This is a genomic window from Paenarthrobacter sp. TRD_SC_7 (assembly GCF_056156245.1).
On sequence record NZ_CM149587.1, the window covers coordinates 2,460,482 to 2,473,789 of the forward strand.

Below are 13,308 nucleotides of genomic sequence, written 5' to 3' on the forward strand. Positions count from 1 at the left end.
TCGTAGGACATTGCTTGCCCCACTGGACGGAGTCCCTTGAGTATCACTTGGTCTGCCTACAAACGCGCCCGGCGAAGGTCACGTCAAGCGTGGGCCATTCTTGGACTGGCCGCGGCGACCGTCGTGGCAGGGCTTTCGTGGTTTTTCACCACCGGACAATTCAGTGCCGCTGAACCATGGGCAGCTGGCCCCAGCGAAGCCCCCGTCTACAACCCTGACTGGATGAAGCCCCTGCGCGGCGCGGCGCCGATAGCCCCTGAAAAGGCCAGCGACGCCCTGGAGCGACTCCCTGTTAAAGGGCGGGCAGCGAAGTCGGACTACGACAGGGCCGCTTTCGGCCAAGCCTGGGCTGACGCTGACCGCAATGGGTGCGACACCAGAAACGACATTCTGCGGAGGGACCTCTCGGCGGTCCAATTCACGGAGGGTTCATCGTGCAAGGTCGCTGGCGGCAGCTTTCATGAACCCTATACAGGGGCGCAAGTGACTTTCCGAAGAGGCCAGGACACCAGCGGCGCCGTTCAAATCGATCACGTGGTGGCCCTCGCCGACGCTTGGCAGAAGGGCGCCCAGCAGCTCACTGTCCAGCAGCGGCAAACGTTCGCGAACGATCCTCTGAACCTGATCGCCGCTGACGGTCCCGCCAACGTCAAGAAAGGCGCAGGTGACGCAGCCACGTGGCTGCCGGCCAACAAGAATTTCCGCTGCCACTACGTCGCCCGGCAGGTTTCCGTGAAGGCGGCCTATCAGCTCTGGATTACGCAAGCCGAAAAGGACGCCATGAAGCGGGTCTTGTCGTCCTGCCCGGAACAGCAAACCATTTACAAAGCCAGGTGACCGTGCCCCAGCTGCCACGTGCCGCCGTCGTCGATCCGCTCCAAGACCACACGCTGGAGTGAGGTCTCCCGTGGCAGCTTATCCAAGTCCTGGAGTCCCCGCTGCCTGAACGTGAAATAGACGGCATCCGTAGGGGCATCAGTGCACCGATCCAGCGTGAAGCGCCGGGCAAACGACGCGATGTTGCTGTCCGGGAGGCGCTCCACAAGGTACGGATCCAACATCCAGGAATCGCAGGTGGCTCTGCGGGCAGGCTTGTCTGGAAAATATCGGGGGAAGAAAGAGCTGGCCTCGGCGAAGCTGGCCTCCACCAACGTAGGGGAGAGGCCTCCATCTTCGGGTATATGAACGCCAAGAGCCCAGTCTGAGCGACGATCATCGGCCGGAACCAGATGGAACTGCAGCCGGCCCAGCCTGAACAGATTGCCGGCCATGTGCAACGTCAGCCAGCTCCAGGTGTCCAGCCCAAAACGGCCGTGGACCCGACGGTTGATACGGAGCTGTAAACCCATGTCCGCCAAGGAAGCAGCCGACACCGCCGGGCTGATTCCGAGCTCAAGATGGTATTCGTGAACTGAGGGGGCGAATCGGAGCAGTGCTTCGATCCAGTGCGCTTCGCGAGTGCCGTCGGCTGGAATGCTGTCCGTTGGAAATGTCCTAAGCCTCTCCTGCATCGCGTTCAACGCCTGCAGAACAGGCTCATCCGGAGGTGTGTCCAGAAGGTGCGCACACTCAACGGCGTCTTCGCCGGTAATATCCAGGAGCTTGAAAAGCTCCGCGTGAAGGCTGGCGGCCATGGCTCAGTGCCCGAACGGATCGGGATCGACGCCAGGCATCCAGGTCAGGCCGGGCACGCCCCAACCGTTCTTCTTGGCCTGCTTCAGCGCCTTCTTTGAGTACCGGTCTACAAGGCGATTGACGTACAGCTTGCCGTCCAAGTGGTCGAACTCGTGTTGCAGGATCCTGGCGAACCAGCCTGTGGCTTCGAAGTCCACGGGCTTGCCGTCGCCATCAAAGCCCTGAACCCGCGTCCATTCAGCTCGCTGTAACGGGTAGTACTCGCCAGGGAAGGACAAGCAGCCTTCAACGTGCTCGTCGGGATCCGGAAGTGCGCCGGAGACCTTGGAAAGTGTCAGGACCGGGTTAACCACCACACCCTGCTCCGGAACGTCGTCGTCGTTCGCATACTTGTAGACGAAGAGGCGCTTGCCCACGCCGATCTGGGGTGCGGCGAGCCCGACCCCGTTGGCGGCGTCATTGGTCTCGAACATGTCCGCGATCAAGGCGCGGAGTTCGTCGTCGAAAACTTCGACTTCGCTTGCCCGGCGGTGCAAGACAGGTTCGCCCCAAATAGTGACTGGCAGGACGGTCATCTCAGTTTTTCCTTCGTCTAGCGCTGTAGTCCGAAAGCGGCCTTGGTCCGCTTCAAGGTTAAAAGCAAAGGCCGCACCGGATAACCGGTGCGGCCTTTGTGGAAACCGGCTCTGGAGCCAATCTCGGTGGGGTGAGCTACGGGGGTTGAACCCGCGACCTCCTGGACCACAACCAGGCGCTCTGCCAACTGAGCTAAGCCCACCATGTGCCTTTTTGGGTTGAACCGTTTGACCGGCTTTCCTTCAAGGCAACGACAAATAGCTTACCTGCTGTTTTGGGGTGCAATGTCCACTTTTGCGGTTTTTGGCGAAAAAACCTCGAAAAATGGTGCAGATCACACCCTTTCGCTGGATCCTAAGGCCTCTGCGGTAGCAATGATGTCCTTGGAAATGCGCTGTGCCGTGGCGGTATCCGGTCCTGGCGCTGGAACGAAGACGGCCTGGCGGTAGTAGCGGAGTTCGTCAATAGAGTCCTTGATGTCGCCCAAGGCGCGGTGGCCTCCGTGCTTGGCGGGGGACTGGAAGTACGCACGCGGGAACCAGCGGCGTGAGAGCTCTTTGATGGTGCTGACGTCGATCACGCGGTAGTGGAGGTGCTCGACGATGTTGGGCATGTCCCTGGCCAGGAACATGCGGTCTGTGCCCACAGAGTTTCCGCCCAGGGGAGCCTTGCGGGGATCCGGTACCCACTTCTCGATGTATTCAAGGACCAGGGCTTCCGCCTCGGCCATGGTCTTCCCATGGGGGAGCTCGTCCAGGAGTTTGGAGCGGGTGTGCATGTCCCGCACGAAGTCGTTCATTTGTTCCAGCGCGGCATCATCCGGCTTGATGACGACGTCTACACCGTCGCCCAGAATGTTGAGCTCGGAATCCGTCACCAACGCTGCGACCTCGATCAAGGCGTCGTTCGTGAGGTCCAAGCCGGTCATTTCGCAGTCGATCCAGACGATGCGTTCATTAGTAATAGGCACGCGCCCAGCCTATCCCTCAGTGGCTTCCAAGTGCTCCGATGGTACGATTTTTGAGCGCGGCAGTGTCGTTTCTTCCTGTTGCCGACGGCCCCCCCAGACGCATAATTTTGACCCGAACACAGCGGGTGAACGATTGGATGACGACCACATGACGGTGCCAGTACCCGCCGCCCAGTTGGCAGGGACAGCAACGCCGTCAGCCGACGCTGTTGCCAGCGAGGTAGATAACGCACGTTCGCCATTGATCGCCGGCTTCATCGGTTCGATGTTTATGATGTTCGGCTCTCTCGGCGTTGGTTGGCTTGCTCCGGTCTCCGAACTCCGGCGCCTTCCACTCTTCATCTGGATGCGCACCGAAGGGGTTGGGGTGGGTCTGTCCATAGTTTTGCTGGCCATCGGTGGCATGTTGCTCGTCCGTGCCTGGCTTCGGCTGGGCCAACGTGTCCGGCTGTGGGGACTGGAAGCCCGAAAAGCGACCCTGCAGGCTGTAGTGGCCTGGGGCCTGCCCATGATGTTCACGGTTCCCCTCTTCAGCAGGGACGTTTACGCCTACATTGGGCAGGGCCGGTTGATGGTCGAAGGCATCAATCCTTACGAAAACGGGATTTCGGCCCTGCCCAACTACTTCCAGCTGGGCGCGGACAAGATGTGGACCGAAGCGCCAGTTCCTTACGGTCAGTTGTTCTTGTGGATTGAGCAGTTTGTAGTGTGGGTGACCAACGTGCAGCCCGAAGCAAGCATCATGCTTTTCCGGCTTGTTGCCGCCGTGGGTGTCATCCTCTGCATCATCTATGTGCCGAAGCTGGCGGAACTCCACGGTGTGAATCCTCACAGGGCACTATGGCTAACAGCGGCCAACCCGCTCTTTCTCACTAACTTCATTGCCAGCGTCCACAACGACGCCTTGATGATTGGGCTGGCACTGGCAGGCCTGTACTACTGCGCAACGCGCCGTGTCATTCCGGGACTGGTGCTGGTCACGCTCTCCATTTCGATCAAGCCGATTACGGTGGTATTCCTCCCCTTCATTGGACTTTTGTGGGCCGGTAAGGACGCCTCGTGGCCGCGCAAATTCCTTTACTGGTTCCTGACAGCGGCTCTGAGCTTCGGGCTTCTCTATGCCTTGAGCCTCGTCAACGGTTTCGGATTCGGTTGGATCAACGGCCTGTCAGCTCCGGGTAGCGTTTGGATCTGGTACGCGCCTGTCGGTCTCATCGGAATGGTTGTTGCCCTGATCTTCAACGCCTTTGGCCTGGACGGCTGGGCCCTGGCGAAGTGGGTTTACGACGCCGGCAAGGTCCTGATGGTCGCAGCGGTCGCTTGGCTGATTTTCCGAGGCGACTACGATCGCCTGATGCGCCGACTTACCTTGGCCTTTGCGGCCATTGTCCTGCTGGCGCCGATGATTCAGTCATGGTACGTAGTGTGGCTGATACCGCTTTTCGCTGTGACCGGTATCCGCAACGACTGGCAGGTCAAGGCCCTCTACTTCATCGTCTCGTTCTTCATGGTCTACGCGATTTCGGACCAGTTGGACGTGTTCCCTTACCTTCAAAGCGAAGACTTGGGACTTGCCCTCATCCTGGCCCGTTATGCTGCAGCCCTCATTGCCCTCCTGTTCGCCATCTACCTGATCTTTGTTGATCCGAAGACCAAGAGCTTGTTCCGGGTGCGGGACGAATCCGGCATGCGTCCCATTATCTGAAGACTCTGCTGCCTTCCGCGTCAGCCGGACGGCAATAGCCGCAATGCCTCGCGGGTGGACAGCGGACTCAAAGCGGCCGAGTTGCTGGAAGCGAATGCCCTGACCCATTCAGGGTCGGTTTTGCTATATTCACGGAGCGCCCACCCGATGGCCTTACGGATGAAGAACTCCTTGTCGGCGAGGTTCGAGGAGATGACCGCGGCCAACAGTCCGGTATCAGTCTTGGACTTGGCCCCCAGCTGCGCAGTGATAGCCGCCCGGCGGATCCACATGTCGCGGTCCTTGGACCACTGCAGCAGGACCGGCCTCATGGTGGGGCCGTGGGAAAGCAGGAGTGCACAGATCCGGTGTGCGACACCGTCCACGAGGTCCCACCATGCACCCGTGCGGATGATTTCTTCGTAAATGGGCAGCATCTGCAGGTCTTCTTTGACCATTCGGAGGCCCGTCAGGTCGATGGCTGCGTATCGCTCTTCACGGGCCTCCGCGTTGCGCCACAGCTCAGTAACGGCTAGGCGCAGCTCAGCGGGCGACGTCACCGGGAACTGCTTCGCTGCTTCTTTCACTATTCTGCGTACCTCGGGAACCCGGACACCCCAAGAAGGCATGTCGGATTTCAAGTAGGCCTGGGCTCCGAGTCCCCGTTCGGCGTCAGCGGCTGATCGGAGCGTTGATCGGATCGACTCCACGAGGACATTGATGGTCATGCCCCAACTCTAGGACGGGTGACGGACTGGAGGGGTTCGAACGGCTGTCCGAGAACTGTGGGCCTCGCTCCCGCTGTGCGGTCGCCGTAGAGTGGGCATATTCGGAGCCTCAGTTTCCCCGCACGGTCAGTAGCTCTGTTAACTCACGTCGGCAACAACGGAGGAATCTCGATGTCAATGCTGAAATCACCGGACCAAATTGAGATCATGCGCGAGGCCGGTCGTGTGGTGGCCAATGCCCTGTCCGCCGTCCGGAATCATGCTGAAGTGGGTGTTTCGCTGAAGGAGCTCGACGACGTCGCAGCCGCTGTGATCTCCAATGCCGGCGCAAAGCCTGCCTTCCTGGACTACCACCCGCGCTGGGCGGCGGTGCCTTTCCCGGGCGTCATTTGCACCAGCGTCAACGACGCGGTGGTGCACGGGATCCCCAATGGATACGTACTGGAGGAAGGCGATCTGCTCAGCGTTGACTGTGGCGCCTTCGTGGAAGGCTGGTGCGGTGATGCGGCCGTCAGCTTCGTCGTCGGGAACGGCGACCCGGAGGATCAGGAGTTGGTGGAAGCGACAGAAGCCGCACTTGCCCGCGGTATCGACGCAGCCCGCGTAGGCAACAAGATGGGTGACCTTGCTTATGCAATCGGTGGCGAGGCGAAACGTGCAGGATACGGGTTGTTGGCTGACCATGGCGGGCACGGCATAGGCCGGACAATGCACGCCGAACCCCCCGTTCCCAACCTCGGACGGCCTGGCCGGGGTATGAAGCTCGAGGAAGGCCTTGTCATTGCCATTGAGCCCATGTTGATCCTGGGTGGCAAGGACGACTACTACCACGACGAGGACGAATGGACTCTTCGTTCGGCAAACGGGCGACGCGCCGCCCACAGCGAACACACCATAGCCATCACGGCTGAGGGGCCGATGATCCTGACGCTGCCGTAGCCTTTGATCACCGATTATTGAGCCGCGCCGCCTCGGTGAGCCGGGAGACCTTATCGAGCCGTACCACGGGCCGGCCCGGAACTGACTTGGACACTGGCCTGAACCCGGCAGCCATGAAAAGTGAAAGTGTGCCGTGAAACAGGTCCGAGGCCGTCGCTTTGGTCCTTTGATCCGTATCCACCGGGTAAGCCTCAATGATGTCTGCGCCGTTGTTGAACGCATGATCCACCGCGGCAGCGAGCAGCGCGGAGGACACGCCCGTACGCCGGTGATTCGGTGCCACGACGAAGCAGCTGACCGCCCACAGACCGAGGCCGTCCTCCGGCTGGATAACTGCCGTCCTCCTGAGTATCCGGGATCGTTTCAGACGCGGATATTTGGCTCGCGGTTCCACTGCGCACCAGCCGACCGGACGGCCATCCCGGAACGCCAGGACGCCAGGCGCCGGACCTGTTTGGAACGCCGACTTCAGCAATTCCCTACGATCACCCGTCGGTGTGGTGGCCCAATCCTTGCCGGTAAGGGCGAACCACCGGCACCAGCACCGGGAGGGTTCGCCCTTGGTTCCGAACAATTCCTCAACAGCCGCCCAGGTAGCAGGAGTTGTTTCGATCCTCGAAGCAGCATGGTTGTGTGCCATGGACCCAGAATAGGCCCAGGCTCGGGGCTGGTCCCGCAGAACCCTGAATCCTGGCGCAACGATCAAACGCCGGCACCCACCAGTTCGCCTGTTGTGGTGTTGACCAGTAGAGGACCGGTGCCATCAGGATCCTCAATGTCCGTTGCGATGGACTCGTCTTCCGGTGGTACTTGCTCGTGGTCATCGGAGTCCCACTCGTTGCTGCCGTCCGGGGTGCCGGGTGCCTCCACAGCAGGTGCTGCATCGGCAGGGGCTGAGGCGCCGCTCATTCGGGTGAAGTTGGCAGAGCCCCACATGAGGTCATGCCCCACTGATTCGGCATCGATTTCAGCTACGTGGTAGACGCGGCCTTCATGTTCCCATTGCCGCAACCGGAGCTTCCCAACGACGAGGACGCGCTGTCCCTTTTTCACACTGCACCCCACGTGGCCGGCGAGGTAGCGGAAGGACTGAACCGTGTACCAGTTGGTGTTTCCGTCCACCCACGTGTTGGTGGCGCGGTCGTAGCGGCGCTCCGTGGTTCCCAGGCGAAACGATGCGGTGGACGTGCCCCGCGTAGTGGTGGAAGTCTTGACCTCCGAGGCCACGAAGCCCCGGACGGTGATCATGTCATTCATTGGTGGTCCTTCTCGGTGTAGGGAAGTGCCTGTCCGGCTCTTTCAGCTTCCTTCAGAGAAGCCGGGGAGGGGAGTGCCGCATGTGCCTATGTGAATAACGGCAGCTGTGGAGGAGTAGAAGCAGATTCAGTGGGAGTGGCAAGCAGCTGACCGATCGCACTGTAAACTCTTTGTGGCGCCAGCGGTCCACAGCGGTGATGGCGCAAGTGCGCCCCAGTAGCTCAGGGGATAGAGCAGCGGCCTTCTAATCCGCCGGTCGGGGGTTCGATTCCCTCCTGGGGCACAGAAACATCCCCCTTGGAACAGCCTCCAAGGGGGATGTCACTTTTAAGGCAGAATGGCTAGGTGATGAGCAGGCGAACCGCACAGGCATATGGCAGGGCATCAGAGGCGTCAAAAGTCCGCATCGCCGGGTTGTCGCTGATGATTGCGGCGGCATTGACGATCACCGCTTGCACGGCGAAGCCCGCGTCGCCCACCGGCCAACCTGCAGCTACCCCGGGGCCCTCCACCAATGCCGAAGCCACGGCGACCGCCACCGTGGATCCCGCTGCTGCTGCAACCACCGCAGCCGTGGAGTCCGCGCTGAAGGCCCTGATCGCCGGCAACCCCAAGCCGGACCGGGAAACGTTGCGAGCGGCCCTGGTTTCCGCCGGCATCCCGAAGACCCACGTAGAGGTGTCCGTAAGCCGTACGCCCACTGGCCTCGACGTCGACGCGATGGTAGCTGCGGCATTGACAGGTGAGAGCTGCGTCATGGGGCAGATCCGGGACGGCGGGGTGGTGGTCACAGTGCTGCCCGTGCTGGCCACCGGAAAATGCTTCGTGGGAGACGCCCGCTAGCTCCACCGCGGGGCCCGAATGTGAGTTATGTACGCCTACCCATTAGATTTAAGGGCATGGCGGAATTCATTTACACGATGACCAAGGCTCGCAAGGCCGTTGGCGACAAACTTATTCTGGACGACGTCAGCATGTCGTTCTTCCCTGGCGCGAAGATCGGCGTCGTGGGCCCGAACGGTGCTGGTAAGTCCACCATCCTGAAGATCATGGCCGGACTGGACACCCCGTCAAACGGCGAGGCCCGCCTGAGCCCCGGCTACACCGTGGGCATCCTCCTGCAGGAACCGCCGCTGAACGAGGAAAAGACCGTCCTGGGCAATGTCCAGGAGGGTGTAGGCGAGATCTACGGCAAGATCCAGCGCTTCAATGAGATCTCCGAAGAAATGGCTAACCCGGATGCGGACTACGAGACGCTCCTGGACGAGATGGGCAAGCTTCAGGAAGCCATCGATGCGGCGGATGCCTGGGACATCGATTCCCAGCTTGAGCAGGCCATGGACGCACTGCGCTGCCCGCCGGCCGATTCCGATGTCACCGTCCTGTCCGGTGGTGAGCGCCGCCGCGTAGCGCTGTGCAAGCTTCTCCTGCAGAAGCCTGACCTATTGCTTCTTGATGAGCCCACTAACCACTTGGACGCCGAGAGCGTACTTTGGCTCGAGCAGCACCTGGCTCAATACCCCGGCGCTGTACTTGCCGTGACCCACGACCGTTACTTCCTGGACCACGTGGCTGAGTGGATCGCAGAAGTTGACCGCGGCCACCTCTACCCGTACGAAGGCAACTACTCCACCTACCTGGAGAAGAAGAAAGCCCGCCTCGAGGTCCAGGGCAAGAAGGACGCGAAGCTTTCCAAGCGCCTCACCGAAGAACTTGAGTGGGTGCGCTCCAACGCCAAGGGCCGCCAGACCAAGTCAAAGGCACGTCTCGCCCGTTACGAGGAAATGGCTGCCGAGGCCGAGCGTACCCGCAAGCTGGACTTCGAAGAGATCCAGATTCCGCCCGGACCGCGCCTGGGCTCCTTGGTCATCGAGGCCAAAAACCTGAAGAAGGGCTTCGACGATCGGGTGCTGATCGAAGACCTCTCCTTCTCACTGCCCCGCAACGGCATCGTCGGCGTCATCGGGCCGAACGGTGTGGGTAAGTCCACGCTGTTCAAGACGATCGTCGGTATGGAGCCTTTGGACGATGGTGAGCTCAAGATCGGCGAGTCCGTGAAGATCTCCTACGTGGACCAGTCCCGTGGCGGTATCGATCCGAACAAGTCCCTCTGGGAAGTTGTCTCCGAAGGCCACGACTTCATTCAGGTTGGCCAGGTTGAAATGCCTTCGCGGGCCTACGTTTCGGCGTTTGGTTTCAAGGGACCGGATCAGCAGAAGAAGGCGGGTGTCCTTTCCGGTGGTGAGCGTAACCGCCTGAACCTGGCACTGACGCTCAAGCAGGGTGGCAACCTCCTCCTCCTTGACGAACCTACTAACGACCTCGACGTCGAGACCCTGAGCAGCCTTGAGAACGCCCTTCTCGAATTCCCGGGCTGCGCTGTGGTGGTATCGCACGACCGGTGGTTCCTGGACCGGGTAGCGACCCACATCCTCGCCTACGAAGGTGACGACGAGAACCCCTCCAAGTGGTACTGGTTCGAGGGCAACTTCGACTCCTACGAGGAGAACAAAGTGGAGCGCCTCGGCCCCGATGCTGCCAAGCCGCACCGTGTGACGCACCGCCGCCTGACCCGCGACTAGTAGTTAGCCGCAAATACAAGAGGCCGGTCCCAACAGGGATCGGCCTCTTGGCTTTAAGGCAAGGCTACGGAATCCGGACCATGCCTTCCTGCGCCACCGTGGCAACATGCTGGCCTTCGCGGTTGAAGATGCGTCCCGTGGCGAGTCCCCGGGCACCCTGGGCGCTGGGAGATTCCTGCACGTAAAGCATCCACTCGTCCACACGCACGGGGCGGTGCCACCACATGGCGTGATCGAGGCTGGCAACACTCATGCCCGGTGTCATCCAGGCGAGCCCATGCTTTCGGAGAATGGGTTCCAGCAGTGTGTAGTCGCTCGCGTAGGCCAAGGCTGCCCGGTGAAGGTTGGCGTCATCGGGCAGGGGACCCATGGTCTTCATCCACACTGCATTGGTAGCAACGTGCTGCGTGGGCGGGAAAACGTACAGTGCGGGGTCGATGTGGCGAACGTCGAAGGGCCGCTCCGAGGACATGTGCCGTGCCATCGGATGGTCGTAGTGGGACAACAGTTCGGCGGTGCTAGGCAAGGATTCGGGGTCCGGGATGCCCTCAGGCATGGTGGTCTGATGGTCCAGGCCGCTGTCTTCCACTTGGAACGAGGCAATCATCGAGAGAATCGGTACACCGTCCTGATAGGCATGCACCCTGCGGGCGGAGAAGGACCGGCCGTCCCGCAGCCTCTCCACGCCAAAGGTGATCGGCTTGTTGGCATCACCCGGACGCAGGAAGTAGCCATGCATGGAGTGTGCCACGCGGTCCGGCTCAACGGTCCGCATACCGGCCATCATGGACTGCGCCAATACTTGGCCGCCGAAAACACGATGCCGGGGCTGCTTTTGGGACGGCCCCAGGAAAATGTCCTCGTTGGTCCGGGCCCCGTCAAAGTCACCAAGATCCAGCAGGCCAATCAGCACTTCCATGGGGTCCTCTGCGGGTGCGTCCACCTCGAGGCCAGCGTTCGTGTCAGTCATGGTTCGACTTTAGACGGCGCCCCGACCCCTCTCAACCGAGGACATGCCGGTAGAGTCGATGATGTGACAGACGTCTTGACCCAGTCCTTCCGCTTCGCCGATCCCCGCGACCTCGCTGACCTGCGGACCTTCGTTACCCGGGCAAAGAGCATCGATGACGGCGCCATCCGCCTTCAGGCCACGGGCAACGTCCTGGCCGCCTACGTGTGTGTCCTGAGGCCCCGAATCCTGGGCGAATCAACCCCTACAATCCTTGGCCTGCGAACCATGGCCCTTGCTGGGCCTGCCCAAGCCGACGTCACCGTGACGCTCGCGTCCGTTATGGACCGGTTGGCCCGCTCAGGGGCCGAAGATGTGGAACTGCCCATCCCGCCGTCGACGGTTTCTGAGTCCTGGGCGGGCGTTGGCGCGCCCCGGGCCGGATGGGAAGCCCAAGGAACAGTTCTCGACGCCGACCTCAAGGCTGCGGCGGAGGCTGGCATTGCGGAGGTGGCTGGCGTCATTCCCGCTATGGCAGGCGCCGCGGTGGTCAACACCGCCAGGGCTGCAGTGTGGGGCCGGGAGCTGCCCGGCCTGGACGAACTTCCGGCAGGTGCGGCTTTCGCCGCTTTCGCTTTGGGTTTCCTGGGCGAGGCTGAGCAGAGGGTCTTCCGCAATGGCCGCTGGTTCCGCTTGAGCGGTCCCCGCGGCCATGTGCTGGTCCGGACAGGAGCAGGTTTGGGGCTTGGTTTCTAGGCCTTAGGCGTCAGGGCCGGCCGAAGGGCTGTTGACCATGGTCAGCGCTGCCCGCTCCATGTAGTCCCATAACGTGCCCTCATGCAGCGGCGAGAGCTCCAAAGAGTCAACGGCTGTCCGCATATGGAACAACCAGCGGTCCTTGGCCTCGGGGGTCACCCGGAACGGCATGTGACGCATGCGAAGGCGGGGGTGGCCGCGCTCTTCGCCGTACGTGGTAGGTCCGCCCCAGTATTGCTCCAGGAACATGAGGAAGCGGCGCTTTGCCGGTTCGAGGTCTTCTTCGGGATACATGGGGCGAAGCAACGGATCCGTGGCGACGCCGTCGTAAAAGACATCGATGAGCTTGACGAACGTCTCATGGCCGCCTACTGCGGCATAGAAGCTGTCCGTGTAGGCGGGCTGGCTGAAGGGGTCGTTCTGCATCAGCTGGGGTCGGGGGCCTGCCTGCGGCGCTGGCGGTTGCCCTCCTGCGGTGTTACTCATTGGACTTCTCCTCGGCTTTGGTGACACGCGGTGCGCCTGCTGTCACGGGTGCGGCTGCAGCGCCGGGTTCCTCACTGGTTTCAGGTGTCTCAAGCGGCACGTAGTCTCCTTGGGACCGGTTTCCAACCCGAAGGATTTCACCGTTCCGCAGGTACCATATGGCTCCGTCTTCCGCTCGGACGCGGGTAATACGCAGGCCCACCGATTCAACGGTACCAATCACTTCACTGGTGACGATCACATCGCCGATCCCGTATTGGTCCTCAATGGTGATGAAGATTCCTGCGAGGAAATCGCGGATCAACTGTTGGGCGCCGAAACCGATGGCAACACCCAGGATGCCCACGCTGGTCAGGAGCGGCGCGACGTCCACGTTCATGTATTTGAGGACGTAGATGATCACGATCACCACCACCACAACGCTCACCAGGCTTGTCAGCAGCGAGCCGATGGTCTCGGCGCGCTGCGAGCGGCGTTCATGGTCCAATGCACGGATTGCGGGTTGCACCCACTTGAAGTGTGGCTTCTTGAAGAAAGAACTGCCCGCCGAGACTCGTCGCGTAATGCGCAGGATGATGAACCGTGCCACGATCCACACAGCCAGGCCCACGCCCACCGTGATGAGGATAGACATGAGATCGATTTTTTCGGGTTCGATGTTGATGGTTTCCGCCAAGGGGATGGAGGTCAAGGTGTAGTGGCTCCTTGTCGTCGGCCCGTGTTCGCCGGGCGCGGAACACTCTGTC

The 13,308-nt window shown here is 61.3% G+C and carries 15 protein-coding genes and 2 tRNA genes; 7 read left to right on the plus strand and 10 right to left on the minus strand.

The annotated features are described in order from the left end of the window. The first annotated feature begins 36 nt into the window (after positions 1-36). Positions 37-837 carry an HNH endonuclease family protein gene (locus AC0J5Z_RS12040; RefSeq protein WP_475032375.1) on the plus strand — a complete coding sequence of 267 codons (801 nt, stop codon included), beginning with the start codon at positions 37-39 and terminating at the stop codon, positions 835-837. Here AC0J5Z_RS12040 and AC0J5Z_RS12045 read toward each other — a convergent pair. The 4 genes from AC0J5Z_RS12045 to orn all read right to left on the minus strand — a co-directional run bounded on the left by AC0J5Z_RS12045 (position 822) and on the right by orn (position 3,181). Beyond that, the gene (locus tag AC0J5Z_RS12045; protein ID WP_475032377.1) at positions 822-1,634 is read right to left on the minus strand and encodes an acyltransferase domain-containing protein; all 813 of its coding nucleotides are present in this window, start codon (positions 1,632-1,634) and stop codon (positions 822-824) included. The two genes, AC0J5Z_RS12040 and AC0J5Z_RS12045, sit on opposite strands and share 16 nt — an antisense overlap. Before the next feature lie 3 nt (positions 1,635-1,637). Continuing rightward, positions 1,638-2,210: a peptide deformylase gene (gene def, locus AC0J5Z_RS12050; protein WP_475032379.1), complete on the minus strand. Its 573-nt coding sequence runs from the start codon at positions 2,208-2,210 to the stop codon at positions 1,638-1,640. 127 nt (positions 2,211-2,337) lie between these two features. Beyond that, a tRNA-His gene (locus AC0J5Z_RS12055) sits at positions 2,338-2,413 on the minus strand. Positions 2,414-2,545: 132 nt separating this feature from the next. Next, a complete protein-coding gene (orn, locus tag AC0J5Z_RS12060) occupies positions 2,546-3,181 on the minus strand; it encodes an oligoribonuclease (protein ID WP_475032381.1) in 636 nt (211 codons plus the stop codon). A 148-nt stretch (positions 3,182-3,329) separates the two neighbouring features. Between orn and mptB the strand changes: the two genes are divergently transcribed. After that, positions 3,330-4,886 carry a polyprenol phosphomannose-dependent alpha 1,6 mannosyltransferase MptB gene (gene mptB / locus AC0J5Z_RS12065; protein WP_475032383.1) on the plus strand — a complete coding sequence of 519 codons (1,557 nt, stop codon included), beginning with the start codon at positions 3,330-3,332 and terminating at the stop codon, positions 4,884-4,886. A 20-nt stretch (positions 4,887-4,906) separates the two neighbouring features. Here the strand turns inward: mptB and AC0J5Z_RS12070 are convergent, their stop codons facing one another. After that, entirely contained in the window at positions 4,907-5,593 is a 687-nt protein-coding gene (locus AC0J5Z_RS12070) for a DNA alkylation repair protein (protein ID WP_475032386.1), read from the minus strand. A 171-nt stretch (positions 5,594-5,764) separates the two neighbouring features. On the opposite strand from AC0J5Z_RS12070, the gene map reads away from it, so the two are divergent. Further along, a complete protein-coding gene (map, locus tag AC0J5Z_RS12075; RefSeq protein ID WP_475032388.1) occupies positions 5,765-6,532 on the plus strand; it encodes a type I methionyl aminopeptidase in 768 nt (255 codons plus the stop codon). Between the two features lie 7 nt (positions 6,533-6,539). Here the strand turns inward: map and AC0J5Z_RS12080 are convergent, their stop codons facing one another. Both AC0J5Z_RS12080 and AC0J5Z_RS12085 read right to left on the minus strand, forming a co-directional pair. Then, the gene (locus tag AC0J5Z_RS12080) at positions 6,540-7,172 is read right to left on the minus strand and encodes a GNAT family N-acetyltransferase (protein WP_475032390.1); all 633 of its coding nucleotides are present in this window, start codon (positions 7,170-7,172) and stop codon (positions 6,540-6,542) included. A gap of 62 nt (positions 7,173-7,234) precedes the next feature. Next, positions 7,235-7,789, minus strand: coding sequence for a single-stranded DNA-binding protein (locus AC0J5Z_RS12085; protein ID WP_475032392.1), 555 nt, complete (start codon positions 7,787-7,789; stop codon positions 7,235-7,237). Between the two features lie 210 nt (positions 7,790-7,999). Here AC0J5Z_RS12085 and AC0J5Z_RS12090 point away from each other — a divergent pair. From AC0J5Z_RS12090 to ettA, 3 genes are all read left to right on the plus strand, one after another. Further along, a tRNA-Arg gene (locus tag AC0J5Z_RS12090) sits at positions 8,000-8,072 on the plus strand. Between the two features lie 65 nt (positions 8,073-8,137). Beyond that, positions 8,138-8,632 (plus strand): DUF6993 domain-containing protein, encoded by a 495-nt coding sequence (locus AC0J5Z_RS12095; RefSeq protein WP_475032394.1) that lies wholly within the window; start codon positions 8,138-8,140, stop codon positions 8,630-8,632. Positions 8,633-8,688: 56 nt separating this feature from the next. Beyond that, the gene (gene ettA / locus AC0J5Z_RS12100; RefSeq protein WP_011775070.1) at positions 8,689-10,371 is read left to right on the plus strand and encodes an energy-dependent translational throttle protein EttA; all 1,683 of its coding nucleotides are present in this window, start codon (positions 8,689-8,691) and stop codon (positions 10,369-10,371) included. A 64-nt stretch (positions 10,372-10,435) separates the two neighbouring features. On the opposite strand, the gene AC0J5Z_RS12105 is transcribed toward ettA, so the two are convergent. Beyond that, on the minus strand, positions 10,436-11,341 hold the full coding sequence (locus AC0J5Z_RS12105) for an acyl-CoA thioesterase (RefSeq protein ID WP_475032396.1): 906 nt from the start codon (positions 11,339-11,341) through the stop codon (positions 10,436-10,438). Between the two features lie 63 nt (positions 11,342-11,404). On the opposite strand from AC0J5Z_RS12105, the gene AC0J5Z_RS12110 reads away from it, so the two are divergent. Continuing rightward, positions 11,405-12,076 (plus strand): DUF8185 domain-containing protein, encoded by a 672-nt coding sequence (locus AC0J5Z_RS12110; protein WP_475032398.1) that lies wholly within the window; start codon positions 11,405-11,407, stop codon positions 12,074-12,076. Positions 12,077-12,079: 3 nt separating this feature from the next. On the opposite strand, the gene AC0J5Z_RS12115 is transcribed toward AC0J5Z_RS12110, so the two are convergent. Continuing rightward, on the minus strand, positions 12,080-12,562 hold the full coding sequence (locus tag AC0J5Z_RS12115) for a globin (protein WP_475032400.1): 483 nt from the start codon (positions 12,560-12,562) through the stop codon (positions 12,080-12,082). Further along, positions 12,555-13,253, minus strand: a complete 699-nt coding sequence (locus AC0J5Z_RS12120) for a mechanosensitive ion channel family protein (RefSeq protein ID WP_475032404.1) — start codon at positions 13,251-13,253, stop codon at positions 12,555-12,557. The genes AC0J5Z_RS12115 and AC0J5Z_RS12120 overlap by 8 nt, the downstream gene beginning before the upstream one ends. Between the last annotated feature and the right edge of the window lie 55 nt (positions 13,254-13,308).

Bases quoted from the DNA above. Each gene is read 5' to 3' on its own strand.
- AC0J5Z_RS12045 (WP_475032377.1), bottom strand. From the start codon at position 1,634: ATGGCCGCCAGCCTTCACGCGGAGCTTTTCAAGCTCCTGGATATTACC.
- def (WP_475032379.1), bottom strand. From the start codon at position 2,210: ATGACCGTCCTGCCAGTCACTATTTGGGGCGAACCTGTCTTGCACCGC.
- mptB (WP_475032383.1), top strand. From the start codon at position 3,330: ATGACGGTGCCAGTACCCGCCGCCCAGTTGGCAGGGACAGCAACGCCG.
- AC0J5Z_RS12070 (WP_475032386.1), bottom strand. From the start codon at position 5,593: ATGACCATCAATGTCCTCGTGGAGTCGATCCGATCAACGCTCCGATCA.
- map (WP_475032388.1), top strand. From the start codon at position 5,765: ATGTCAATGCTGAAATCACCGGACCAAATTGAGATCATGCGCGAGGCC.
- AC0J5Z_RS12080 (WP_475032390.1), bottom strand. From the start codon at position 7,172: ATGGCACACAACCATGCTGCTTCGAGGATCGAAACAACTCCTGCTACC.
- AC0J5Z_RS12085 (WP_475032392.1), bottom strand. From the start codon at position 7,789: ATGAATGACATGATCACCGTCCGGGGCTTCGTGGCCTCGGAGGTCAAG.
- AC0J5Z_RS12095 (WP_475032394.1), top strand. From the start codon at position 8,138: ATGAGCAGGCGAACCGCACAGGCATATGGCAGGGCATCAGAGGCGTCA.
- ettA (WP_011775070.1), top strand. From the start codon at position 8,689: ATGGCGGAATTCATTTACACGATGACCAAGGCTCGCAAGGCCGTTGGC.
- AC0J5Z_RS12105 (WP_475032396.1), bottom strand. From the start codon at position 11,341: ATGACTGACACGAACGCTGGCCTCGAGGTGGACGCACCCGCAGAGGAC.
- AC0J5Z_RS12115 (WP_475032400.1), bottom strand. From the start codon at position 12,562: ATGAGTAACACCGCAGGAGGGCAACCGCCAGCGCCGCAGGCAGGCCCC.